The following is a 22736-nucleotide window of genomic DNA, read 5'->3' as shown; positions in this document are numbered from 1 at the left end:
ATCACACGCACTGAGCACGCTATGAGTAAAGACTATAAAGATCTGCTGGTCGCCCTCGACATCGGAACGTCGAAGGTAGTGGCCATCGTCGCCGAGTTGAAGGGCGAGGGTCACTACGAGGTGATCGGTCTCGGCCAGAGCGAATCGAAGGGGCTCAAGAAGGGCGTGGTGGTGAATATCGAAGCCACCGTGCAGTCGATTCAGCGCGCGCTCGAGGAAGCCGAGCTGATGGCCGACTGCAAGATCACGAACGTGTTCACCGGGATCGCCGGCAGCCATATCCGCAGCTTCAATTCGAGCGGCATGGTCGCGATCAAGGAGAAGGAAGTCACGCAGGCCGACGTCGCGCGCGTAATCGAAACCGCGAAGGCGATCAACATTCCGACCGACCAGCAGGTGCTGCATATCCTCACGCAGGAATTCATCATCGACGGTCAGGAAGACGTGCGCGAGCCGATCGGCATGAGCGGCATCCGCCTCGAAGTGAAGGTGCATATCGTGACCGGTGCCGTGAGCGCGGCGCAGAACATCGTCAAGTGCGTGCGTCGCTGCGGCCTCGAAGTGAACGACCTGATTCTGCAGCCGCTCGCGTCGTCGCTCGCAGTGCTGACGGAAGACGAAAAGGAACTGGGCGTGGTGCTGGTCGACATCGGCGGCGGCACGACGGACATCGCGATCTTCAGCGAAGGCGCGATTCGCCACACGGCCGTGATTCCGATCGCCGGCGACCAGATCACGAGCGACATCGCGATGGCGCTGCGCACGCCGACGCCGGATGCCGAGGACATCAAGGTCGACTACGGCATCGCCAAGCAGGCGCTCGCCGATCCGGACGAGATGATCGAAGTGCCGGGTCTCGGCGAGCGCGGTCCGCGCACGCTGTCGCGCCAGGCATTGGCGGCCGTGATCGAGCCGCGCGTCGAAGAACTGTTTTCGCTCGTGCAGCAGGTGGTGCGCGAGTCGGGTTATGAGGAACTGCTGAGCTCGGGCGTCGTGCTGACGGGCGGCGCGTCGATGATGATCGGCATGGTCGAGCTCGGTGAGGACATTTTCCTGAAACCGGTGCGCATCGGCGTGCCGGAGTATGCGGGCGGTCTCGCCGACGTCGTGCGCAATCCGCGCTATTCGACGGCGATGGGTCTGCTCGTCGAAGGACGCTCGCAGCGCATGCGCGGGCGCAAGGTTGCGGTGCAGTCGGGGTCGATGGGACAGGTGTTCTCGCGCATGAAGGACTGGTTCCTCGGCAACTTCTGACCACGGGTTTCGAGAAATTCGCGCTGGTGCCGGCGGCCGGCGCGCGACAGGGGGTTGCCCGATCTCCTGCCGGATAACGCCGAGTGGCGGTAACTTTTTATCTTGACGGAGGCAACATGGAATTCCAGATGCTGGAAACCGAAACGAGCGGCACGATCATCAAGGTCGTCGGAGTCGGTGGCGCTGGCGGCAATGCCGTTCAGCACATGATCAACAAAGGCGTGCAAGGCGTCGACTTCATCGTGATGAACACGGACGCGCAGGCGCTGTCGCGTTCGCGCGCCACCGCGGTGATCCAGCTCGGCAACACGGGTCTGGGCGCGGGCGCCAAGCCGGAAATGGGGCACGCCGCCGCTGAAGAAGCACGCGAGCGTATCGCCGACGCACTGCGCGGCGCGCACATGGTGTTCATCACCGCCGGCATGGGTGGCGGTACCGGCACGGGCGCGGCACCGGTCGTCGCGCAGATCGCGAAGGAAATGGGTATTTTGACCGTTGGCGTCGTCAGCAAGCCGTTCGAATTCGAAGGCGGCAAGCGTATGCGCGTGGCGGAAGCCGGTTCGCAGCAACTGGAGGATCACGTCGACTCGCTGATCGTCGTGCTGAACGACAAGCTGTTCGAGGTGATGGGCGACGACGCCGAGATGGACAAGTGCTTCCAGTGCGCTGACGACGTTCTGAACAACGCGGTCGCGGGCATTGCGGAAATCATCAACGTCGACGGTCTCGTCAACGTCGACTTCGAAGACGTGAAGACTGTGATGGGCGAGCAGGGCAAGGCGATGATGGGCACGGCGACGGTTGCCGGCGTCGATCGCGCGCGTCTTGCGGCCGAACAGGCCGTCGCGAGCCCGCTGCTGGAAGGCGTCGATCTGTCGGGCGCGCGTGGCGTGCTGGTCAACATCACGTCGAGCCGTTCGCTGCGTCTGTCGGAAACGCGCGAAGTGATGAACACGATCAAGAGCTATGCCGCGGAAGATGCCACGGTGATCTTCGGCGCCGTGTACGACGACGCGATGGGCGACGCGCTGCGCGTGACGGTCGTCGCGACGGGCCTCGGCCGCGCGGCGAAGAAGCAGCAATCTGCACCGATGACGCTGCTGCGCACCGGCACCGACAACCAGCCGATCGGCGCGATGACGCATGCGGCGTACGCACCGGCGGCAGGCCACGCCAGCACGGCCGACTACGGCGCGCTCGATACGCCGGCAGTGTGGCGCACCTCGCGCGACACGGCGGCCTCGCACGTGCAGGCGCTGCAGGAAAAGGGCGTCGATACGTACGACATTCCGGCATTCCTGCGCAAGCAGGCGGACTGAGCGCACGGGCAGGCTTCGTTGCCGCGTTGCGAGTAAGGTCGCAGATGCAGCGCTGGCGGACGAACGCACGAGCGTGGCGGGTGAACGGCAAGCAGGTCGCTTATCGTCTGATTCGCGGCAGGGGCAACTGCCCTCTGCGGATTCGCGAAGCGGACGAAGTGGCTGCCGCCGAACGGCGTTGGCTTATAGTTGAATGGGCCGAACCGAAATTCACTGCGACACGAGGACGTGCGAGCGTGCTTCGCATCGATGCAAAGGACTGAGCATGATCAAGGAAGGTGAAAAGTTGCCCGACGCGACGCTCTTCGAGTACGTCGAAGACGACCGGGCGGGCTGCACGATCGGACCGAACAGTTTCGACGTGCACGAGCAGACGGCGGGCAAGCGCGTGGTGATCTTCGGATTGCCCGGCGCGTTCACGCCGACCTGTTCGGCCAAACATGTACCGGGCTATGTCGAGCATGCCGAGCAGTTGCGCGCTGCCGGCATCGACGAAATCTGGTGCGTGTCCGTCAACGACGCGTTCGTCATGGGCGCGTGGGGACGCGATCAGCACACCTCGGGCAAGGTGCGCATGATGGCGGACGGTAGTGCGGCTTTCACACGGGCGCTTGGTCTGGAGCAGGATCTGTCGGCGCGCGGCATGGGGATCCGTTCCCTGCGCTACGCGATGGTGATCGACGACGGCGTGGTCAAGACGCTGAATGTCGAGGCTGCCGGCAAATTCGAAGTCAGCGATGCAGCGAGTATTCTCGCCACGTTGAGCTAGTTGCTGACGTCGCACCTTCGTCGCGACCCTGCGTTTATTCCGCGTGGCGTTACGGCAACGGTGATTACGACGCTTTTGTGACAGGCCGTTACGCGGGCCGATGACCGGAAACGCCTCCGTTCCGGGGCATCGGCCCGTCACGCTTTCCGTCGGGGAGCCCAGTGGGTAATGCAGCGAAACAGATTGTCACGTTCCCCGCAAAGACGCTGGTCTGGGGATTGGAGTATAATTCGCGCTATGAAATAAAAAATCCTGATTGGGATTTTCAATCGAACAGAATGCCACCATGTTGAAGCAGCGCACAATTAAATCGATCGTCAAGACTGTCGGCATCGGGCTGCACTCCGGCCGTAAAGTCAATTTGACGCTCCGCCCGGCGGCGCCGGGCACTGGCATCGTGTTTTCGCGCGTGGATTTGCCCACGCCGGTGGACATTCCTGCGTCGGCGCTGGCGATTGGCGATACGCGTCTGGCTTCCGTGTTGCAGAAAGACGGCGCGCGCGTGTCGACCATTGAGCATCTGATGTCCGCCTGCGCCGGTCTTGGCATCGACAATCTTTACGTCGACGTCACCGCCGAGGAAATCCCGATCATGGATGGCAGTGCGGGTTCGTTCGTGTTCCTGATCCAGTCGGCGGGTATCGAAGAGCAGAACGCGCCGAAGAAATTCATCAAGGTCACGAAGCCGGTCGAAATCCGTGACGGCGACAAGTTCGCGCGCCTCGATCCGTACTTCGGTTTCAAGCTCAAATTCACGATCGACTTCCGTCACCCGGCCGTGGACAAAACCGGTCAGGCGTTGGAAGTGGATTTCGCCAACACGTCGTACGTGCGCGAAATCGCGCGTGCCCGCACGTTTGGCTTCGCGCACGAAGTGGAAATGATGCGTGAGCTTGGCCTCGCGCGCGGCGGCAGCATGGACAACGCGATCGTGCTCGACGAGTATCGCATCCTGAACAACGACGGCTTGCGTTACGACGACGAGTTCGTCAAGCACAAAATGCTCGACGCCATCGGCGACCTGTACGTGGTCGGCCACCCGCTGCTCGCGTCGTACACCGCGTACAAGTCGGGCCACGGTCTGAACAACGCGTTGCTGCGTGAGTTGCTCGCGCACGAAGACTCGTACGAAATCGTCACTTTCGACGACACGCAGAAGGCCCCGCGCGGCTTCGCGTACGAGACGCAGACTGCGTTCGCATAAAGCCAGCGTAACGGGCAAGCGAATGAAAAACGGCCCCTCGGGGCCGTTTTTTTTCGTCGAGCGTTCAGCGATTGCGCCGATGCCGCGCGGCCATGCGCGCGAGCGCCTCCTGCAACGGCGAAGGCTCAAGCGATTCGCTCAACGCCTGCAGTGCGGCGGCGCCCGCCGGCGTCATGCGCGCCTCTTTTACGGGCGGCGGTTCTTTCAGCGGCTGCGGCCGCACGCGAATCTTCAGCGCCTGCACGGGCCAGCCGCGCTGCTGCAAGTCCGCCAGCAGCCGCGGCTCCAGATGCCGCAGACGCGCCGCGAGCGCGTTGTGCGCGGCGAACAGGGCCAGCACGCCCTCCTTGATGAAGCCAGGCTCGACGCTCGTCGCCAGATAATCGGGCAGCAGCTCGCGCAGATCCTTCTCGAGCGCGGCGATCTGCTCGACGCCTGCGCGCAGCGCAGCGAACGCGTCCGTGCGGCCGAGTACCTCGGCAAGCGGTTGCGGACGGCGCCGATCGAACTGCTTCGGCGGCCTTGAAAAGGACGAAAAACGGCTCATGTTTGGGATTGACGACGTGAGCTCGCCCCATGCGCGCTCACGCCGCGATTGTACCGCGCGGGCAGCTTGCGAAGTCGGTCCGCGCCGCGCCGGAGATTGCCGGGCGGGGCTGGCGGAGGCCGGCGCCGTCACGCCTGCGACACGAGCGCGGCCGGAGGCGCGTGCTAAAATGCCCGATTCGAATTCACACTTGGACTAAGCCGCCGAGGACTTTCCGACCCAGGCGCGGTATGCGCATAGTGCATACCGCGAGCCAGCCGAAGCCGCGACGCAGACACCGATCCGATGACCACCGGTTTTCTACAGAAGATTTTTGGCAGCCGTAATCAGCGGCTAGTCAAGCAATATCAAAAGACCGTCGCGGCGATCAATGCGCTCGAGCCGCAGATCGAGCAATTGACGGATGACCAACTGCGCGCCAAAACGGGTGAATTCCGCCAGCGCGTCGCGAGCGGCGAATCGCTCGACAAGATCCTGCCGGAAGCGTTCGCGGTCTGCCGCGAGGCCAGCAAGCGGGTGCTGAAGATGCGCCACTTCGACGTGCAGCTGATCGGCGGTATGGCGCTGCACTACGGCAAGATCAGCGAAATGCGCACCGGCGAGGGCAAGACGCTCGTCGCGACGCTGCCGGTCTACCTGAACGCGCTGTCGGGCCGCGGCGTCCACGTGGTCACGGTCAACGACTACCTCGCGCAGCGCGACGCCGAATGGATGGCGCGTCTCTACAACTTCCTCGGTCTGTCGGTCGGTATCAACCTGTCGCAGATGGAGCACACGGCGAAGCAGCAAGCCTACGCCGCCGACATCACCTACGGCACCAACAACGAATTCGGCTTCGACTACCTGCGCGACAACATGGTCTACGAGACCGACGCGCGCGTGCAGCGTAGCCTGAACTTCGCGGTCGTCGACGAGGTGGACTCGATCCTGATCGACGAAGCGCGTACGCCGCTGATCATCTCCGGCCAGGCCGAAGATCACACCGAACTCTACGTGCGCATGAACGCGTTGCCGCCGCTGCTCGAGCGCCAGATCGGCGAAGAGAAGGCGGACGGCACCGGCGTCGAGAAGCCGGGCGACTACACGCTGGACGAAAAAGGCCGTCAGGTCTTCCTGACCGAGTCGGGCCACGAAAAGGCCGAGCGCCTGCTCTCCGAGTGGGGCCTGATCGGCGACGGCGAAAGCCTGTACGCGCCGCAGAACATCACGCTGATGCACCACGTGTATGCGGCGTTGCGCGCGCACACGCTGTTCTTCAAGGATCAGCACTACGTCGTGCAGAACGGCGAAGTGATCATCGTCGACGAATTTACCGGCCGTCTGATGGCCGGCCGCCGTTGGTCTGACGGTCTGCACCAGGCGGTCGAGGCGAAGGAACACGTGAAGATCCAGAGCGAGAACCAGACGCTCGCATCGATCACGTTCCAGAACTACTTCCGCATGTACGCGAAGCTGGCCGGCATGACCGGCACGGCCGACACCGAAGCGTACGAATTCAACGAGATCTACGGTCTCGAAACGGTCGTGATCCCGACCAACCGTCCGCCGAAGCGGATCGACAAGCAGGATCAGATCTACAAGACCGCGAAGGAACGCTACGACGCGGTGATCCGCGACATTCGCGAGTGCTTCGAACGAGGTCAGCCGGTGCTGGTTGGCACGACGTCGATCGAGAACTCGGAGCTGCTGTCGCATCTGCTGAAGCAGGTCAGCTTGCCGCACGAAGTGCTGAACGCGAAGCAGCACGCGCGCGAAGCGGAGATCGTCGCCGAAGCGGGCCGTCCGCAGCGCGTCACGATCGCGACCAACATGGCCGGCCGTGGTACGGACATCGTGCTCGGCGGCAACGCGGAGAAGCAGGCGTCGTTCATCGAGCAGGACGAAACGCTCGCCGCCGACGAAAAGCAGCGCCGCATCCAGAAGCTGCACGACGAATGGCAGACGCTGCACGACCAGGTGAAGGCCGCGGGCGGTCTGCACATCATCGGCACCGAACGTCACGAGTCGCGCCGGATCGACAACCAGCTGCGCGGCCGTGCGGGCCGTCAGGGCGACCCGGGTTCGTCGCGCTTCTATCTGTCGCTGGAAGATCCGCTGCTGCGCATTTTCGCGGGCGACCGCGTGCGCGCGATCATGGACCGCCTGAAGATGCCGGAAGGCGAGGCGATCGAAGCGGGCATCGTGTCGCGCTCGATTGAATCGGCGCAACGCAAGGTCGAGGCGCGCAACTTCGATATTCGTAAGCAATTGCTCGAATACGACGACGTATCGAACGACCAGCGCAAGGTGATCTACCAGCAGCGCAACGAACTGCTCGAAGCGAACGACATCACCGAGACCATCAGCGCGATGCGTCACGGCGTGGTCGGCGACATCGTGCATCAGTTCGTGCCGGTGGGCAGCATCGAAGAGCAGTGGGACGTGCCCGAGCTCGAGGAAGTGCTGCGCAACGAATGGCAGCTCGACCTCGCGATTCAGGAAATGATCAACGAGTCGAACTCGATCAGCGCGGAAGAGATTCTCGAAGCGGTCGAGGCCGCCGCGGACGAAGGGTACGAGGCGAAGGTCCAACTGGTCGGCCGCGAATCGTTCAGCGCGTTCGAGCGCTCGATCATGCTGCAGACGCTCGACCGCGCGTGGCGCGAGCATCTGGCCGCGCTCGATCATCTGCGTCAGGGCATCCATCTGCGCGGCTATGCGCAGAAGAACCCGAAGCAGGAATACAAGCGCGAGGCGTTCGAACTGTTCGCCGCGATGCTCGACGCCGTGAAGCTCGAAGTCACGCGCATCGTGATGAACGTGCAGATCCAGTCGCCGGAGCAGCTCGAAGCGGCCGCGGAGCAGATGGAAGAGCAGGGCGGTCATCTGGAGAACGTCGAGTTCCGTCATGCCGAGTTCGCGGAAGCCGGCGCCGCCGCGCCGGTCGCGGCCGAAGCGGCCACCGCCGCGATGATCGGCGACGCGATGAGCCACGGCCACGGCGCAGCGCCGCAGGCGGCCGTGCACATGAATGCCGACAACGTGCCGAAGGTCGGCCGCAACGACCCGTGCCCGTGCGGCAGCGGCAAGAAGTACAAGCAGTGCCACGGCAAGATCGCCTGATGGCGATGCGGCGCGCTTCCGGGCGCGCCGTGTCGTTTTTAAGCGCCGTTTGACCGTTTTGATTTCGCGGGTGACCCGGCAACACACCCGGGTCATCAGTTCCGTTTCCCCGATGCCGGCGTCCGCCGGCATTTTCTTCGACAGGTCGCGACCATGGCTGTCAACTTTCCCTCGATCGATCCCGCTCAACTCCACCCCGTCGCCGGCGTCACGCTAGGCTGGGCGGAAGCGAATATCCGCAAACCGAACCGCAAGGACGTGCTCGTCATTTCCGTCGACGAAGGCGCGACGGTAGGCGGCGTGTTCACGCAGAACCGCTTCTGCGCGGCGCCCGTCACGGTCTGTCGCGAGAACCTGCAGCGCGTGCGCGCGGGCGGCAAGCCGATTCGCGCGCTGGTGATCAACACCGGCAACGCGAACGCGGGCACCGGTGAGCCGGGCCTCGCCGCGACGCGCGAAACCTGCGCGGAACTCGCGCGTCTCGCCGACATCGTGCCCGAGCAGGTGCTGCCGTTCTCGACGGGCGTGATTCTCGAACCGCTGCCGGTCGATCGTCTGAAGGCGGGCTTGCCGGCCGCGCTAGCGAACCGCAAGGAAGCGAACTGGTACGACGCGGCGCAGTCGATCATGACGACCGACACGCTGCCGAAGGCGAGCTCGCGCCAGGTCACGATCGACGGTCACACGGTCACGCTGACCGGCATCAGCAAGGGCGCCGGCATGATCAAGCCGAACATGGCGACCATGCTCGGCTTCCTCGCGTTCGACGCAGCCGTCGCGCAGCCGGTCCTCGACGAGCTCGTGAAGCACGTCGCGGATCGCTCGTTCAACTGCATCACGATCGATGGCGATACGTCGACCAACGATTCGTTCATCCTGATCGCGTCGGGCAAATCGAGCCTGCCCGCGATCACGTCCACCGATTCGCCCGCTTATGCAGCGCTGCGCGACGCGGTGACCGAGGTCGCGCAGAACCTCGCGCAACTGATCGTGCGCGACGGCGAGGGCGCGACCAAATTCATGACCGTGCATGTCGAAGGCGGCTCGAGCGTCGGCGAATGCCGCCAGATCGCCTACGCGATCGGCCACTCGCCGCTTGTCAAGACGGCCTTCTATGCATCGGACCCGAACCTCGGCCGTATTCTCGCGGCCATCGGCTATGCCGGCGTTGACGATCTCGACGTCGGCAAGATCGATCTGTATCTGGACGACGTGCTGGTCGCGACTGCCGGCGGACGCAACCCGGCCTACCGCGAAGAAGACGGCCAGCGCGTGATGAAAAAAAGCGAGATCGGCATTCGCGTCGTGCTCGGCCGCGGTAATGCGCAAGCCACGATCTGGACCTGCGATCTGTCGCACGACTACGTGAGCATCAACGCCGACTACCGCTCGTAATCAGCTTCAAAGCGCGGCCACGGGCCGCCTACTCACCATGGACAAACTCGAACAGTTTCTGAACCGGGCCGAAGCCGTGCTCGGCCGCCTGGAAGCGATGCTTCCGCCCGCCGCGCCGGACATCGACTGGTCGGCCGCGGTCGCTTTCCGCTGGCGCAAGCGCCAGGGTCGCGGCTACTTGCAGCCGGTGCATGCCATTTCGCCGATCACGCTCGACGACCTGCAGAACATCGATCGCCAGAAGGGGTTGATCGAACAGAACACGCGCCAGTTCGTGCGCGGTCAGCCGGCCAACAACGTGCTGCTGACGGGCGCGCGCGGTACCGGCAAGTCGTCGCTGATCAAGGCGTGCCTGAACGCGTATGCGAAAGACGGCCTGCGCCTGATCGAAGTGGACAAGGACGATCTGCACGACCTCGGCGACATCGTCGATCTGATCGCGAAGCGGCCGGAGCGCTTCGTCGTGTTCTGCGACGACCTGTCGTTCGAAGAAGGCGAGTCGGGCTACAAGGCGCTGAAGGTCGCGCTCGACGGCTCGGTGGCCGCGCAGTCCGACAACGTACTGATCTATGCGACGTCGAACCGCCGCCATCTGCTGCCCGAGTACATGAGCGACAACGAGACGTACAAGCACACTTCGGACGGCGAGATTCATCCGGGTGAACTGGTCGAAGAGAAGATTTCGCTGTCCGAGCGTTTCGGGCTGTGGGTCAGCTTCTATCCGTTCAAGCAGGACGACTACCTGACGATCATCGCGCACTGGCTGCGCCATTTCGGTTGCGACGACGCCGAGATCGAATCGGCGCGCGGCGATGCGCTCGTGTGGGCGCTCGAACGTGGCTCGCGCTCGGGACGGGTCGCATGGCAGTTCGCGCGCGACTGGTCCGGCCGTAAGACGCCGGCATGAGCGACGCTAACAAAAGCGCCGGCCATAGCGTCGGCGCCAACGGCGCGGGCCGTCCGGTCACCGAAGTCGCGGTTGGCGTGCTGGTGCAGCCGGATGGGCGCTATCTGCTCGCGCAGCGTCCGACGGGCAAGCCGTACGAGGGCTACTGGGAGTTTCCGGGCGGCAAGCTCGAAGCGGGCGAATCGGTCGAGGCCGCGCTCGCGCGCGAACTGCACGAGGAGCTGGGAATCGAGGTCGAGGCGAGCCATCTGTGGCATACGCTCGAACACGATTATCCGCACGCCTATGTGCGCCTCTTCTTCTGCAAGGTGACACAGTGGTCGGGCGAGCCGCACGGGCGTGAAGGCCAGGCCTTCGTCTGGCAGAGCTTGCCTGCGGATGTCTCGCCGTTGCTGCCGGCCACGATCCCGGTGCTGGAGTGGCTCGCGGCTGAGAAGAAGTGATTGATTGAAGGCAGTGACTGAAAAAGCCACGCGGTAGCGGGCGCTGTATCGGCAGCGCCGGTTCGCGTGGCTTTTTTACTGACTCGCTCAGTGCGGGTTGTAGTCGCCGCGCGGCGTTTCCTCTTCGGACGAAGATCCTTCCTGTTCGTTGCCGCCAATCCTGTATTTTTCGGCGGCCCATGCGCCCAGATCGGTCTGTTTGCAGCGCTCGGAGCAGAACGGACGGAAGCGGCTCTCGGAGGTCCAGCGGACATCTTTACCGCAGGTAGGACATTTGACGACGGTAGGCATACGGTCGGACGGTCAATCGCAAACGGAACAAGTAACGAATATAGGGCTATTTCGCGCCGGTTCAAAGGCGCGTTCGGTCAAATCCGGTGTGCGCTGCTCAATGCGGCGGTGATTGACAGGCGATTACAGGCTGCAGAGCGTGAGTTGGAACGGCACGTCGACGTCGACCGCGCGCGGCCGCAGATCGCCGTCCTGCACCGTAAAGCGCACCCACAGCATGTACTTGTTGGCGCTCGCTTCGGGAATCACGCGCAATTCGGGAGCGACGCGAACCTGCATCAATTGATACGAGCGGCCCGACAGCATTTGCTGATAGCTGCCTTGCATCGCCATCACCTTCGACGCCTGGCCCGACTCACGCGCGAGCCGCAGCACGATGGTGGCCGCGTCGCGCAGCGGCAAAAGCGGTGTCACCCACTTGGCGATGTCCTGGCGACGCTGATCAGGATGCAACTGTTGCCACGCGTAATACGAGGGCAGGTCGAATTTGCAGGTACCACCGGGGATGATTGCGCGGCTGCGAATGCTCGCGAGCCACTCGTTGTCTGCAAGATGCTGGCCGGTCTTGCCTTGCATCTGCGTGAGCCCCGCAAGCGTCTGCTCGATTTCGCCGAGCACCGCTTCGAGCGCGTTCTGCTCGATGCCCGGATTGCCGCGAAATGGCGCGAGCGTTTGCCGCTGCCGCTCGAGCTCTTTCATCAGATCCGATTTCAGATCCGCGCGGCCCGCCACTTCGGAGATTTCGAACAGCGTTGTCAGTGCGACGTGATGTTCCCGCGCGTCTTCCTGAGTCAGAAAGAACGTGAAGCGCTCGAACAGATCTTCGAGCCGCAACAGCGTCCGGATTCGCTCATTGAAGGGGTACTCGTAAAGGATCAAGCGGGCTCGCCTCGGGCGTGGTCGGTGACAGGAATGCAAAACATTCTAATGCCGTGGGACTACCCAGGCAATCACGCACTTTTTCTGCGCGCTTTCGCAACTTTTTTGTGAGTTCCCGGTGTTATGAGCGCTTCGGCTGCCAGGTGCGCGCAAAGTTCAATGTGCCGGTGACGACGCGTCTGCGCGCGCTACAACTCGGCATCGCCCTTCGCCAGCGACAGATAGGCTTGATGGTGAGCGTCCACCTGCGCCTCGAGTTCTTCGAGCGGCGCATTGTCATTGACGATCACGTCGTCGGCGGCGGCGAGCCGCGCTTCGCGCGTGGCCTGGCGCGCAATGATTGCGAGCACCTGCTCACGGCTGAAGCCGTTGCGGCTCACCACACGCGCGATCTGCGTGTCGACGCTGCAATCGACGGTGAGCACGCGATTCACGCGGTTCTTCCAGGTCCCGGACTCGACCAGCAACGGCACCACGACGATCACATACGGTCCTTTCGCTTCGCGCTCTTCGCGCTCGGTTTCCGCGCGAATCAGCGGATGCGTGATGCCTTCGAGACGTTTGCGCGCGGTCTCGTCGCTGAACACGAGCGTGCGCATGCGCGCGCGATCGAGGGAGCCGTCGGCGGCGACGAATTGCGCGCCGAATGCGGCGGCGATGTGCGGCATTGCGAGGCCATGCGGCGCGGTGATGCGATGCGCGATCACGTCCGTGTCGACGAGCGGCACGCCGCGCGCGGCGAACAGATCGGCCACCGTCGATTTGCCGCTGCCGATGCCGCCAGTGAGTCCCACAACGAACATGGTTCAGCCCCCCAGAGCCAGATAAAGCGGCGTGCCGGCAAACAGCGTCAACACACCGCCCGCCGCGAGAAACGGCCCGAACGGCAGCGGCTCCTCGAAGCGCATTCGGCCGCGCCACGTCGCCGCGAGGCCGATCACAGCACCGGCCACCGCGGCGACCAGCACGATCTGCGGCAGCGCGGGCCAGCCGAGCCACGCGCCGAGCGCGGCGAGCAGCTTGAAGTCGCCATAGCCCATGCCTTCGATACCACGCACGAGCTTGAACGCCCAATGCACGGCCCACAACGCCAGATATCCGAAGATAGCGCCGAGCACCGCATCATGCAGATTCGTGAACATGCCGTTGAAATTGACGATCAGGCCGGCCCACAACAGCGGCAGCGTCAAGGAGTCGGGCAGCAAATGCGTGTCGACGTCGATCGCGCTCATCGCGAGCAACGTCGCGCACAGGCCGAACGCGGCGAGTGCCGTCAGCGTCGGGCCGAACGCTATCAGTGCGCCTGCCGCGAAAGCGGCGCTCGCGATTTCGAGCAGCGGATAGCGTGCGCTGATATGCGTGCCGCACGCGGAACAACGGCCGCGTAACAGCAGGTAGCTCAGCACCGGCAAGTTTTCCCACGCGCTCAGCACATGGCCGCAATGCGGGCACGCGCTGCGCGGCACCCACAGGTTGTAGCGCGCGGGCAGTCCGTGGTCGGGCGGCGGCACGTCGGTGGTCTCGCTGATTTCGGCGCGCCATGCACGCTCGAGCATGATCGGCAGTCGATGCACGACCACGTTCAGGAAGCTGCCAATCACGAGGCCAAGCACGATCGCGAATGCGATCTGCACGCCGGCGGGCAGGCTCGCGAGCGCGAGGCCGATATCGCTGGCAAAGCGGCCCGGCAGTAAGCCCGCGAGCAGGCTGGAGGAAGTTTGTGACACGAGCGGAAGAGGAGCCTGCATGGTGACGAAGTGGATTCGGCTGCGATGCTACACCACGTTGCCGAGTTGAATAATGGGAAGATACATCGCGATGACGAGGCCGCCGACCAGTGTGCCGAGCACGACGATCACGAGCGGTTCACACAGGCTCGATAGCGTGCCGATCCTGTCGTCGACCTGGCGATCCGCAAGCGACGCGACATCGAGCAGCATGCTGTCGAGCGCGCCGGATTCCTCCGCGACCGCAACGGGCTGCACGACTTCGGGAGGAAAGCAGCGGGCCGCGAGCATAGCCGCGGCGAGCCGTTCGCCGCGCCGCAATCTGATGGCGATGCTTGCCGTCGCGCGATCGAAGAAGGCATTGCCGGTCGCCTGAGTGAGCGAATCGAATGCGTCGGCGAGCGGCGTGCCGGCGGACAGCAAGGTGCCAAGCGCGCGACTCCAGCGCGCCGCGCACAGCGTGCGCAGCAGCGGGCCGGCCACCGGCAGGTCGAGCGACAGGCGCGCGAAGCGGATGCGCGCGCCTACCGAACGACGCAGCACGAGCGTGATGGCCGAGCTCATTGCGAGCATCAGTATGAACAGCGGCACACTCCAGCGCGCGGCGGCCGCCGAGAGCGCCAGCACGAACTGCGTCGGCGCGGGCAGCTTCGCGCCGAAGCCATCGAAGATCTGCTTGAACGTCGGCACGACCCACACCAGCAATGCGGCAGTTATCGCGAGCGCGAGCAGCAGGATCGCGGCTGGATAGGTGAGAGCCGCGCGCACCTTCGCGCGCTGCGCAGCGGCGCGTTCGCGATCGTCGGCGAGGCGGGCGAGCACGGTGACGAGCGCGCCCGCCGCTTCGCCCACCTCGACGAGCTGGCAATACAGCGCATTGAACTGCGCCGGGTGCCGCTGCAAGGCCGCCGAAAACTGCAGGCCGGCGGTGATGTCGCGCGCGACAGTGCCGACGATGCGCGGCATGCCTTGCCGCTGACCCGACGTCGACGCCTGCGCGAGTAGTTCGAGCGCGGGCGCGAGCGCCAAACCGGCACGCAGCAGACTGGACAGTTGTCGCGTGAACAGCGTGACAGCGGCCGCGCTCGTCTTCGGGCGTGGCGCCGGCCCTTGCGTTGCGAGTTCGACGATAAAGAGGTTGTCGCGTTTGAGCATCGTGCGTGCGGCGCTCGCGTCGGGCGCGATCAGCGTGCCGCTCTGGCGCGTGCCGTCCGCGTCGACGCCGCGCCATCTGAAGCGTAGGTCGGCTGAGACGGACCGGGTTGGTGACAGCGCGGCGGTACTCATGCGACCTCCGTGGCGGCGAGCGCTTCGGCGAGACTCGTGGTGCCGTCGCGCACGCGCGCAAGCGCCGCGTCGCGTAACGTCGCGACCTGTTCCATCTGCGCGAGGCGCGCCAGCTCGTGCGCGCCCGCGCTTGCGACGATCTGCTCACGCATCGCGTCAGAGACGGGCATCACCTGATGAATGCCGACGCGCCCCCGATAGCCGATGCCATGACAAACCGCGCAGCCGGTCGCCGCATACGGTTGCCAGCCGTCGAGGTCATGTTCGCCAAAGCCCGCGGCGTGGAGTGCCGCCGGCGAATGCGGCGCGGGCGCGCGGCATGCGACGCACAGTCGCCGCACCAGCCGCTGCGCGGTCACCATGCGCAGCGCGGCGGCAAGGTTGTACGGCTCGACACCGATGTCGATGAGCCGCGCGATGGCCGCGGGCGCGTCGTTCGTATGCAGCGTGGACAGCACGAGGTGACCGGTTTGGGCGGCCTTCACGGCAACGTCGGCGGTTTCGTTGTCGCGGATTTCGCCGACCATGATCACGTCCGGGTCCTGACGCAGAAAAGCCCGCAGCGCGACCGCGAAAGTCAGTCCGGCTTTTTCGCGCACGCTGACCTGGTTGATGCCGGCCAGCTGGATCTCGGCTGGGTCTTCTACCGAGCAGAGGTTGCGTGCCTCGCCGTTCAGCAGGTTCAGGAAGCAGTACAGCGATAGTGTCTTGCCGCTGCCCGTCGGTCCGGTGACGAGCATCAGACCGTGCGGCGCGCGGATCGCGGCGTCGACGGCTTCGCGCTGCCGCGGATCGAGGCCGAGCGAATCGAGCGAAAGATCGGCGGGCAACGCGTCGAGCCGTCGTAGCACGAGCTTTTCGCCGAACAGTGTCGGCAGCGAATTGACGCGGTAATCCTCGAGCCGCCCTGGCGACGTCGCGAGGCGTAGCCGGCCGTCCTGCGGCACGCGTCGCTCGGCGATGTCCATGCGCGCGAGCACTTTCACACGCGTGACGAACGCGTCGCGCAGATGGGCGGGCGGCCGCGGGATTTCATGCAGCACGCCGTCGATACGCAGGCGCACACGCCAGCCATGCTCGGCCGGCTCGATGTGGATATCCGACGCATTGCGCCGCGTCGCTTCGTGCAACGTGTCGGTCAACAGACGCACGGCTGGGGCGTTGTCGGGATCGTTCAGACTCGTTGCGCTGGATTCGCCGTCGATAGCGAGTGGGCGCGGCAATGCCGCGGCGGTGGCAAAAGGTGTTTGCATGAGAGACCGGTGATGAGCCGCCTTTAGAACATGACGGCTTCATCTTCCGGTTGCGGGCGTCCGAATGCCATTCGGCCATTCGGCTAATGGCGCGTTTCGCGAGCCTGTGCGATGCTGACCGTAAATCAGCGTGCGGCGGCGCGAAGTTCACCCTGACCGTGCTTTACCGGCCTTCGTGCGCGACGGCGGTTTGAAAAGCTTGACGGTGCGGATCGCCTGATCGTCGCTGCGCATCACTTCGAGCTTGGTGTCTCCGATGTGCACGCAGACGTCGCCGTCGGGGATGTCTTCGAGGATTTCGAGAATCAGGCCGTTCAGCGTTTTGGGGCCATCGGTGGGTAGCCCCAGTTGCAGCCAGCGGTTTAGCTCGCGCAACGGCATGCTTCCCGCGACGATGCATTCGCCCGCCTCGTTCCAGCCGCCGCGCGAGCTGGCGCTACGCGGAATCGACGTGGTGAATTCGCCGATCAGTTCCTCGATGATGTCTTCCGGTGTGACGAGGCCTTGCAGTTCGCCGTATTCGTTGACGACGAGCGCGATGCGTTGCCGGCTCTCCTGAAAGTATTGCAGCTGCTGGAACACCGGCGTGCCGCTTGGCACGAAGTACGGCTCGGCGAGCAGCTCGCGCAAGGTATCGCGCTCGAACTCCTGGTTGTGCAGCGCTGACAGCGTCTTGCGCACGTGCAGCACACCGAGCACGCGGTCGATGTCGCCCTGGTAGACGATCAGCTTGTTGTGATAGCAGGTCTCCAGTTGATGCAGGATCTGTTCGAACGGGGCATCGAAGTCGAGGGCCTCGATACGGCGACGCGGGATCATCACGTCATCGACGGAGATGTTTTCGAGGTCGAACAGGTTCAGCAGGATGCTGCGGTGCTTGGTGGGCATGAAGCTTCCCGACTCGAGCACGATGGTGCGCAGTTCTTCGGTGGACAGCCGCTGGTCGCGCGCGCCCTTCGTGTTGATGTGCAGCACGCGCAGGATGCCGGTCGCGAACAGGTTGACAAACCAGATCAGTGGTCTCGCGACGCGCATCAACGGCGCGATCAGCAGGCTCGCGGGTAGCGCGATTTTCTCGGGAAACGTCGCGCCGACGATCTTCGGTGTGATCTCCGCGAACACGATAATGAGGAACGCGACGATACCGGTCGCGATCGACAGCACGAGGCTATTGCGGCCGAACGTATGCAGCGCGAGCGATGTCGTCAGTACCGGAATGATCGTGTTGAACAGGTTGTTGCCGATGAGGATCACGCCGAGCAGCTGATCGGTTTTTGCGAGCAGGCCCTGAGTCGTCTTTGCGCCGAGCGTGTTTTTGCTGGCGAGATGTTTGAGGCGATGACGATTGAGCGCCATCATCGCTGTCTCGGAAATGGAAAAGAAGGCGGAGCAGACAAGTAGCAGAAGGACGGCGCCGATCTGCGCCCATAAGGGAAGTTGTTCCACGCGTCGTGAAAAATAAGGGAAAGGATGGAGAGAATATAGCAGAGGGGGCCGCGCGCTCCGGTGTGGATGACGGCTGACGCCGCTAGGACGACAACGCGGCAACGTACGCGCTGTGCCTGGCGAGCCGGAGGAAAGAAAGCGGCGAAGGGCAGCACGAGAGCAACGAAAAAAGCGCCGCGCAAAACAAAAAACCGCCCAGCAACGCTGCGGCGGTTTTGAACCTTGAGCTAACAAGGAGAATCTGGTCGGGGTGAGAGGATTCGAACCTCCGGCCTCTACGTCCCGAACGTAGCGCTCTACCAGGCTAAGCTACACCCCGATTGGGTACTGCTGACTCGATTCAGACTAATTCGGTGTTTCAGTCTCGTTCAAGACTGTCTTGCCGTCGAGTAAGAACATAATTCTAGCAGGCTCTCTTTGAAAATGGAATGGGGAAACGCCGAAATTGCTGCCGCGGCTGCCTGCGCCTCCTGTTTCGCGCACTCGAGCGTGTGATCCAGCGCGCCCGAGCGCGTGATCGCGTCGAAAATCGTATCGAAACGGTCGGTGCCACCTTGCTCGATGGCTTCGCGCGCGAGCGCCGACTGCTCGGGTGTGCCGCGTTCGATCAGATAGATGAGCGGAAGCGTCGGTTTGCCTTCGCGCAGATCGTCGCCGGCGTTCTTGCCCATCGACTCGGCCGTCCCCGTGTAGTCGAGCCAGTCGTCCATGATCTGGAACGCGGTGCCGATGCGACGACCGTACTCGGCGGCGGCGGCTTCGGTTTTCGCGTCCGCGCCGGCCAGCACCGCGCCGAGCTGGGCGGCCGCCTCGAACAACTTTGCGGTCTTGTAGCGGATCACCTGCATGTAACGGGCTTCGTCGACGTCGGCATCGTGCATGTTCAACAACTGCAGCACTTCGCCTTCAGAGATGATGTTGGTCGCCTCCGACAGAATTTCCATCACGCGCATCTTGCCCACGCCGACCATCATCTGGAACGACCGTGAGTAAAGAAAGTCACCGACCAGCACGCTCGCCGCGTTGCCGAACAGCGCATTGGCGGTCTGGCGGCCGCGCCTCAGGTCGGACTCGTCGACCACGTCGTCATGCAGCAGCGTGGCCGTGTGGATGAATTCGACGACCGCTGCCAGCTCGTGCCGGTGCCCCGTCCTATCGCCCAGCGCGCCCGCCACCAGCAACAGCAGCGCGGGCCGCAGCCGCTTGCCGCCGGCGCTGATGATGTACTCGGAAATCTGATTGATCAGCATCACGTCCGACGCAAGACGTTGCCGGATGACGCGATTGACCTGCTGCATGTCTTCGGCGATCGGAGCAAGCAGGCTGGCGACGTTGGGGGAGGTGGTGGCAGTCGACGACATGATGGCTGAATTGGGTAGTGCCGCGAATTATAAGGCGATCGGGGCGCTTCCGGGTCGTCGGCTGCGGCGTGGATGCGTTCCGCATGGCGCGCGGGGCGCCTGCCAAGGCTGTCTGGGGGCGCCGCGCATCGCAGGTATGCCATCTGCGAGCGCCTGCGAAGGACGGCAAAGCCGGACGGTAGACGGTTTGGTAAGCAGGTTTTGACCGAGCAGCTAACTCTATGTATAATTGACAGTTTCCGCGCGCGGTGCGTGGGAAAAATGAATACAGAGTGAGGTTCTCAATGTACGCGGTCATAAAAACCGGTGGCAAGCAGTACAAGGTTGCCGTCGGCGAAAAACTTAAAGTAGAACAGATACCGGCAGACATTGACGCTGAAATCACGCTCGACCAGGTTCTCGCAGTGGGCGAAGGCGAATCGATTAAGTTCGGTACGCCGCTGGTCAGTGGGGCTTCCGTCAAGGCTACCGTCGTGTCGCAAGGTCGTCACGCCAAAGTGACGATCTTCAAGATGCGTCGCCGGAAGCACTACCAGAAGCATGGCGGCCACCGCCAGAACTATACCGAACTGCGCATCGACGCGATCAACGCGTAAGCGCACCGGTTAAGGAGCAAATCAAATGGCACACAAAAAGGCAGGCGGATCGTCCCGAAACGGCCGCGACTCCGAGTCGAAGCGCCTCGGCGTGAAGGTTTACGGCGGCCAGGCTATCAACGCTGGTGGCATCATCGTGCGTCAGCGCGGTACGCGCATGCACGCTGGCGAGAACGTCGGCATGGGCAAGGATCACACCCTGTTCGCGCTGAAGGACGGCCACGTCCAGTTCTCGACGAAGGGCGCGGCGAAGAAGCACACCGTTTCCGTCGTCCCGGCAGCCTGAGTTTAATCAGGCACGGGCTTCAGGACCGGAAAAAGGCCCCGCGAAGTACGCGGGGCTTTTTTTATTGCGGCGCCTCTTTAGCTTGGCGCCGAAGCCGCGCAGCCGACCGCTCCTCATCGGCGGACTACGCCGGTCGGTCGATTGATCAACGCGCGGCGCGCGCGGCAAAATAGCAGCATCCAATCAGTATCAACCCCTGCATCGAATCGGGCAGTACACCACGGGACGGAGTAACACATGAAGTTCATTGACGAAGCGAGGATTGAAGTCATCGCCGGCGACGGAGGGGATGGCAGCGCGTCGATGCGCCGCGAGAAGTTCGTCCCGTTCGGCGGCCCCGATGGCGGTGACGGCGGCCGGGGCGGCAGCGTGATCGCGGTGGCTGACCGCAACATCAACACGCTGATCGATTACCGCTACGCGAAAAAACATCTGGCGCGCAACGGCGAAAACGGCCGCGGCTCGGATTGCTACGGCAAGGGCGGTGATGACATCACGCTGCGCATGCCGGTCGGCACCACCATCACGGACATGGAAACCGGCGAGCTGATCGCCGATCTGACCGAGCACAACCAGAGCGTGCAAATCGCGCAAGGGGGAGCCGGCGGCCTCGGCAACCTCCATTTCAAGTCCAGCACGAACCGCGCGCCGCGTCAGAAGACCGACGGCAAGCCGGGCGAGCGCCGCATGGTCCGCCTCGAACTGAAAGTGCTGGCCGACGTCGGTCTGCTCGGCATGCCGAATGCCGGCAAGTCGACGTTTATCTCGTCGGTGTCGAACGCGAAGCCGAAAATCGCCGATTATCCGTTCACCACGCTCGCGCCGAACCTCGGCGTCGTGCGCGTCGGGCCGAGCCGCAGCTTCGTGATTGCCGACATTCCGGGGCTGATCGAAGGCGCGGCGGAAGGCGCCGGCCTAGGCCATCAATTCCTGCGTCACCTGCAGCGCACCGGGCTGCTGCTGCACATCGTCGACATCGCACCGTTCGATGAATCGATCGATCCGGTCGCCGAAGCGAAGGCGATCGTCAACGAACTGCGCAAGTACGACGAAGAGCTTTATCAGAAGCCGCGCTGGCTTGTGCTGAACAAGCTGGACATGGTGCCTGAGGACGATCGCGAAGCGCGCGTGGCGGCGTTCCTCGAAGGCTTCGGCTGGGACGGTCCGGTGTTCGAGATCTCGGCGCTGACTGGCCAGGGCTGTGAAAATCTTTGCTACGCCGTGTTCGACTACCTCGCCGAGCACTCCGACGCGCAACGCGCGGCCGAAGCCGAAGACCTGGCCTCCGACGTGCGTTTCCGCGACGGGACGCAAGTACCGGCCGCGACCCGCGAAGCCGGCACCGATCCGCAGGAATAACAACTCGAGCGCCGGCGCCAGCGGCGGGTGCCGGTATGCATCACGCGTCATCTTGGGAGACAGCGCACAATGCGTTCCGTCATCGCAGATTCACGGCGATTGGTCGTCAAAGTCGGTTCGAGTCTCGTCACGAACGACGGGCGCGGCCTCGATCATGCGGCGATCGGCCGCTGGGCCGCGCAAATTGCCGCACTGCGCGCGCAAGGCAAGGAAGTGGTGCTGGTCAGCTCGGGCGCGATCGCCGAGGGCATGCAGCGGCTCGGCTGGACGAAGCGGCCGCGTGAAATCGATGAGCTGCAGGCGGCCGCGGCGGTCGGTCAGATGGGTCTCGCGCAAGTGTACGAAAGCCGCTTCGCCGAACATTCCATCCAGACAGCGCAGATCCTGCTTACTCACGCTGACCTTGCTGACCGCGAGCGCTATCTGAACGCTCGCTCCACGCTGCTCACGCTGCTGGGGCTCGGAGTTGTACCGATCATCAACGAGAACGACACGGTCGTCACCGACGAAATCAAGTTCGGCGACAACGACACGCTCGGCGCGCTGGTTGCCAATCTGATCGAGGGCGACGCGCTGATCATTCTGACGGACCAGCAAGGCCTCTTCACCGCAGATCCGCGCAAGGACCCGACCGCGACACTAGTCCAGCAAGCCGACGCCGGCGCGCCCGAGCTCGAGGCGATGGCGGGCGGTGCGGGCTCGAGCCTCGGCCGCGGCGGCATGCTGACCAAGATTCTCGCTGCGAAGCGTGCGGCCCATAGCGGCGCCAATACGGTGATCGCGAGTGGGCGCGAGTCGGACGTGCTGGTGAGACTGGCGGCCGGCGAGGCGATCGGCACCCAACTGATCGCGCGCACCGCGCGCATGGCGGCGCGCAAGCAATGGATGGCCGATCACCTGCAGGTGCGCGGCCACGTCGTGATCGATGACGGCGCGGTCGAAAAACTGACCGCCGGCGGCAAGAGCTTGCTGCCGATCGGCATCGTCGGTGTGCAGGGTGCATTCGCGCGCGGCGAGGTGATCGCGTGTCTGAGCGCGTCAGGCCGCGAGGTCGCACGTGGTTTGACGAACTACAGCAGCGCGGAAACCAAACTGATCCAGCGGCGTCCGAGCGGCGAAATTGAGTCAGTGCTCGGCTATATGCTCGAGCCCGAACTGATTCATCGCGACAATCTCGTGGTGCTTTGATCTGCGAGGCGGCGCGCATATCGCGCGTATGAAGAGCCAACAATTAAGCCGTTCCAGCGCAGGCTGGAACGGCTTTTTAATCGTCACGGATAAGCAACGGCGCCTGAGTCGGGCGCGCGCCGC

The 22736-nt window shown here is 63.9% G+C and carries 21 protein-coding genes and 1 tRNA gene; 12 read left to right on the top strand and 10 right to left on the bottom strand.

Annotation, left to right across the window (positions count from 1 at the left end; genetic code table 11):
- Nucleotides 1–21 precede the first annotated feature (21 nt).
- From ftsA to lpxC, 4 genes are all read left to right on the top strand, one after another.
- Nucleotides 22–1254: a cell division protein FtsA gene (gene ftsA / locus OKW27_RS26875; RefSeq protein ID WP_008921172.1), complete on the top strand. Its 1233-nt coding sequence runs from the start codon at nucleotides 22–24 to the stop codon at nucleotides 1252–1254.
- A 116-nt stretch (nucleotides 1255–1370) separates the two neighbouring features.
- Nucleotides 1371–2573 (top strand): cell division protein FtsZ, encoded by a 1203-nt coding sequence (ftsZ, locus tag OKW27_RS26870; protein ID WP_090801959.1) that lies wholly within the window; start codon nucleotides 1371–1373, stop codon nucleotides 2571–2573.
- Between the two features lie 265 nt (nucleotides 2574–2838).
- Complete coding sequence (locus OKW27_RS26865; protein WP_090801956.1) at nucleotides 2839–3342, top strand: peroxiredoxin; 504 nt, start codon at nucleotides 2839–2841, stop codon at nucleotides 3340–3342.
- A 286-nt stretch (nucleotides 3343–3628) separates the two neighbouring features.
- Entirely contained in the window at nucleotides 3629–4546 is a 918-nt protein-coding gene (gene lpxC / locus OKW27_RS26860) for a UDP-3-O-acyl-N-acetylglucosamine deacetylase (protein WP_090801955.1), read from the top strand.
- 64 nt (nucleotides 4547–4610) lie between these two features.
- Here lpxC and OKW27_RS26855 read toward each other — a convergent pair whose 3' ends face one another.
- Nucleotides 4611–5093: a DciA family protein gene (locus OKW27_RS26855; RefSeq protein ID WP_429335349.1), complete on the bottom strand. Its 483-nt coding sequence runs from the start codon at nucleotides 5091–5093 to the stop codon at nucleotides 4611–4613.
- Between the two features lie 285 nt (nucleotides 5094–5378).
- Here OKW27_RS26855 and secA point away from each other — a divergent pair, with 285 nt between their 5' ends.
- The 4 genes from secA (at nucleotide 5379) to OKW27_RS26835 (ending at nucleotide 10940) form a co-directional block, all read left to right on the top strand.
- Nucleotides 5379–8195 carry a preprotein translocase subunit SecA gene (gene secA / locus OKW27_RS26850; protein WP_090801952.1) on the top strand — a complete coding sequence of 939 codons (2817 nt, stop codon included), beginning with the start codon at nucleotides 5379–5381 and terminating at the stop codon, nucleotides 8193–8195.
- A gap of 153 nt (nucleotides 8196–8348) precedes the next feature.
- Nucleotides 8349–9590, top strand: coding sequence for a bifunctional glutamate N-acetyltransferase/amino-acid acetyltransferase ArgJ (argJ, locus tag OKW27_RS26845; RefSeq protein ID WP_090801950.1), 1242 nt, complete (start codon nucleotides 8349–8351; stop codon nucleotides 9588–9590).
- A 37-nt stretch (nucleotides 9591–9627) separates the two neighbouring features.
- Entirely contained in the window at nucleotides 9628–10497 is an 870-nt protein-coding gene (locus tag OKW27_RS26840) for an ATP-binding protein (protein WP_090801949.1), read from the top strand.
- Nucleotides 10494–10940 (top strand): NUDIX domain-containing protein, encoded by a 447-nt coding sequence (locus OKW27_RS26835; RefSeq protein ID WP_187610011.1) that lies wholly within the window; start codon nucleotides 10494–10496, stop codon nucleotides 10938–10940. Before OKW27_RS26840 ends, OKW27_RS26835 begins: the two co-directional genes overlap by 4 nt.
- Before the next feature lie 87 nt (nucleotides 10941–11027).
- On the opposite strand, the gene OKW27_RS26830 is transcribed toward OKW27_RS26835, so the two are convergent.
- The 9 genes from OKW27_RS26830 to OKW27_RS26790 form a co-directional block, all read right to left on the bottom strand.
- Nucleotides 11028–11231, bottom strand: coding sequence for a DNA gyrase inhibitor YacG (locus tag OKW27_RS26830; protein WP_084754177.1), 204 nt, complete (start codon nucleotides 11229–11231; stop codon nucleotides 11028–11030).
- 123 nt (nucleotides 11232–11354) lie between these two features.
- Complete coding sequence (gene zapD, locus OKW27_RS26825) at nucleotides 11355–12110, bottom strand: cell division protein ZapD (protein WP_008921182.1); 756 nt, start codon at nucleotides 12108–12110, stop codon at nucleotides 11355–11357.
- Nucleotides 12111–12298: 188 nt separating this feature from the next.
- A complete protein-coding gene (coaE, locus tag OKW27_RS26820; protein WP_429335348.1) occupies nucleotides 12299–12913 on the bottom strand; it encodes a dephospho-CoA kinase in 615 nt (204 codons plus the stop codon).
- Between the two features lie 3 nt (nucleotides 12914–12916).
- Nucleotides 12917–13858 carry a prepilin peptidase gene (locus OKW27_RS26815; protein ID WP_090801944.1) on the bottom strand — a complete coding sequence of 314 codons (942 nt, stop codon included), beginning with the start codon at nucleotides 13856–13858 and terminating at the stop codon, nucleotides 12917–12919.
- A gap of 27 nt (nucleotides 13859–13885) precedes the next feature.
- The gene (locus OKW27_RS26810) at nucleotides 13886–15124 is read right to left on the bottom strand and encodes a type II secretion system F family protein (protein WP_429335347.1); all 1239 of its coding nucleotides are present in this window, start codon (nucleotides 15122–15124) and stop codon (nucleotides 13886–13888) included.
- On the bottom strand, nucleotides 15121–16377 hold the full coding sequence (locus tag OKW27_RS26805) for a GspE/PulE family protein (RefSeq protein ID WP_429335346.1): 1257 nt from the start codon (nucleotides 16375–16377) through the stop codon (nucleotides 15121–15123). The genes OKW27_RS26810 and OKW27_RS26805 overlap by 4 nt, the downstream gene beginning before the upstream one ends.
- A gap of 147 nt (nucleotides 16378–16524) precedes the next feature.
- Entirely contained in the window at nucleotides 16525–17823 is a 1299-nt protein-coding gene (locus OKW27_RS26800) for an HlyC/CorC family transporter (protein WP_429335345.1), read from the bottom strand.
- Between the two features lie 242 nt (nucleotides 17824–18065).
- Nucleotides 18066–18142 (bottom strand) — tRNA-Pro (locus tag OKW27_RS26795).
- A 49-nt stretch (nucleotides 18143–18191) separates the two neighbouring features.
- Nucleotides 18192–19184, bottom strand: coding sequence for a polyprenyl synthetase family protein (locus OKW27_RS26790; RefSeq protein WP_429335344.1), 993 nt, complete (start codon nucleotides 19182–19184; stop codon nucleotides 18192–18194).
- A gap of 284 nt (nucleotides 19185–19468) precedes the next feature.
- Between OKW27_RS26790 and rplU the strand changes: the two genes are divergently transcribed.
- The 4 genes from rplU (at nucleotide 19469) to proB (ending at nucleotide 22613) form a co-directional block, all read left to right on the top strand.
- The gene (gene rplU / locus OKW27_RS26785; RefSeq protein WP_007180329.1) at nucleotides 19469–19780 is read left to right on the top strand and encodes a 50S ribosomal protein L21; all 312 of its coding nucleotides are present in this window, start codon (nucleotides 19469–19471) and stop codon (nucleotides 19778–19780) included.
- Between the two features lie 25 nt (nucleotides 19781–19805).
- On the top strand, nucleotides 19806–20066 hold the full coding sequence (gene rpmA / locus OKW27_RS26780) for a 50S ribosomal protein L27 (RefSeq protein ID WP_008923994.1): 261 nt from the start codon (nucleotides 19806–19808) through the stop codon (nucleotides 20064–20066).
- Between the two features lie 237 nt (nucleotides 20067–20303).
- The gene (gene cgtA, locus OKW27_RS26775) at nucleotides 20304–21425 is read left to right on the top strand and encodes an Obg family GTPase CgtA (RefSeq protein WP_184051016.1); all 1122 of its coding nucleotides are present in this window, start codon (nucleotides 20304–20306) and stop codon (nucleotides 21423–21425) included.
- A gap of 69 nt (nucleotides 21426–21494) precedes the next feature.
- Nucleotides 21495–22613: a glutamate 5-kinase gene (proB, locus tag OKW27_RS26770; protein ID WP_184022882.1), complete on the top strand. Its 1119-nt coding sequence runs from the start codon at nucleotides 21495–21497 to the stop codon at nucleotides 22611–22613.
- Nucleotides 22614–22736 lie beyond the last annotated feature (123 nt).

It is taken from the genome of Paraburkholderia sp. 35.1, assembly GCF_050436525.1.
GTDB lineage: Bacteria > Pseudomonadota > Gammaproteobacteria > Burkholderiales > Burkholderiaceae > Paraburkholderia > Paraburkholderia tuberum.
The sequence above is the reverse complement of the archived record's forward strand: the minus strand, read 5'-3'. Positions and strand labels throughout refer to the sequence as shown.

Coding starts and splice junctions, on each gene's coding strand:
- OKW27_RS26855 (WP_429335349.1), bottom strand. CDS start 5,093: ATGAGCCGTTTTTCGTCCTTTTCAAGGCCGCCGAAGCAGTTCGATCGG.
- OKW27_RS26830 (WP_084754177.1), bottom strand. CDS start 11,231: ATGCCTACCGTCGTCAAATGTCCTACCTGCGGTAAAGATGTCCGCTGG.
- ftsA (WP_008921172.1), top strand. CDS start 22: ATGAGTAAAGACTATAAAGATCTGCTGGTCGCCCTCGACATCGGAACG.
- OKW27_RS26865 (WP_090801956.1), top strand. CDS start 2,839: ATGATCAAGGAAGGTGAAAAGTTGCCCGACGCGACGCTCTTCGAGTAC.
- argJ (WP_090801950.1), top strand. CDS start 8,349: ATGGCTGTCAACTTTCCCTCGATCGATCCCGCTCAACTCCACCCCGTC.
- rpmA (WP_008923994.1), top strand. CDS start 19,806: ATGGCACACAAAAAGGCAGGCGGATCGTCCCGAAACGGCCGCGACTCC.
- OKW27_RS26790 (WP_429335344.1), bottom strand. CDS start 19,184: ATGTCGTCGACTGCCACCACCTCCCCCAACGTCGCCAGCCTGCTTGCT.
- OKW27_RS26840 (WP_090801949.1), top strand. CDS start 9,628: ATGGACAAACTCGAACAGTTTCTGAACCGGGCCGAAGCCGTGCTCGGC.
- coaE (WP_429335348.1), bottom strand. CDS start 12,913: ATGTTCGTTGTGGGACTCACTGGCGGCATCGGCAGCGGCAAATCGACG.
- lpxC (WP_090801955.1), top strand. CDS start 3,629: ATGTTGAAGCAGCGCACAATTAAATCGATCGTCAAGACTGTCGGCATC.
- secA (WP_090801952.1), top strand. CDS start 5,379: ATGACCACCGGTTTTCTACAGAAGATTTTTGGCAGCCGTAATCAGCGG.
- OKW27_RS26805 (WP_429335346.1), bottom strand. CDS start 16,377: ATGCAAACACCTTTTGCCACCGCCGCGGCATTGCCGCGCCCACTCGCT.
- proB (WP_184022882.1), top strand. CDS start 21,495: ATGCGTTCCGTCATCGCAGATTCACGGCGATTGGTCGTCAAAGTCGGT.
- cgtA (WP_184051016.1), top strand. CDS start 20,304: ATGAAGTTCATTGACGAAGCGAGGATTGAAGTCATCGCCGGCGACGGA.
- OKW27_RS26815 (WP_090801944.1), bottom strand. CDS start 13,858: ATGCAGGCTCCTCTTCCGCTCGTGTCACAAACTTCCTCCAGCCTGCTC.
- OKW27_RS26810 (WP_429335347.1), bottom strand. CDS start 15,124: ATGAGTACCGCCGCGCTGTCACCAACCCGGTCCGTCTCAGCCGACCTA.
- rplU (WP_007180329.1), top strand. CDS start 19,469: ATGTACGCGGTCATAAAAACCGGTGGCAAGCAGTACAAGGTTGCCGTC.
- ftsZ (WP_090801959.1), top strand. CDS start 1,371: ATGGAATTCCAGATGCTGGAAACCGAAACGAGCGGCACGATCATCAAG.
- OKW27_RS26835 (WP_187610011.1), top strand. CDS start 10,494: ATGAGCGACGCTAACAAAAGCGCCGGCCATAGCGTCGGCGCCAACGGC.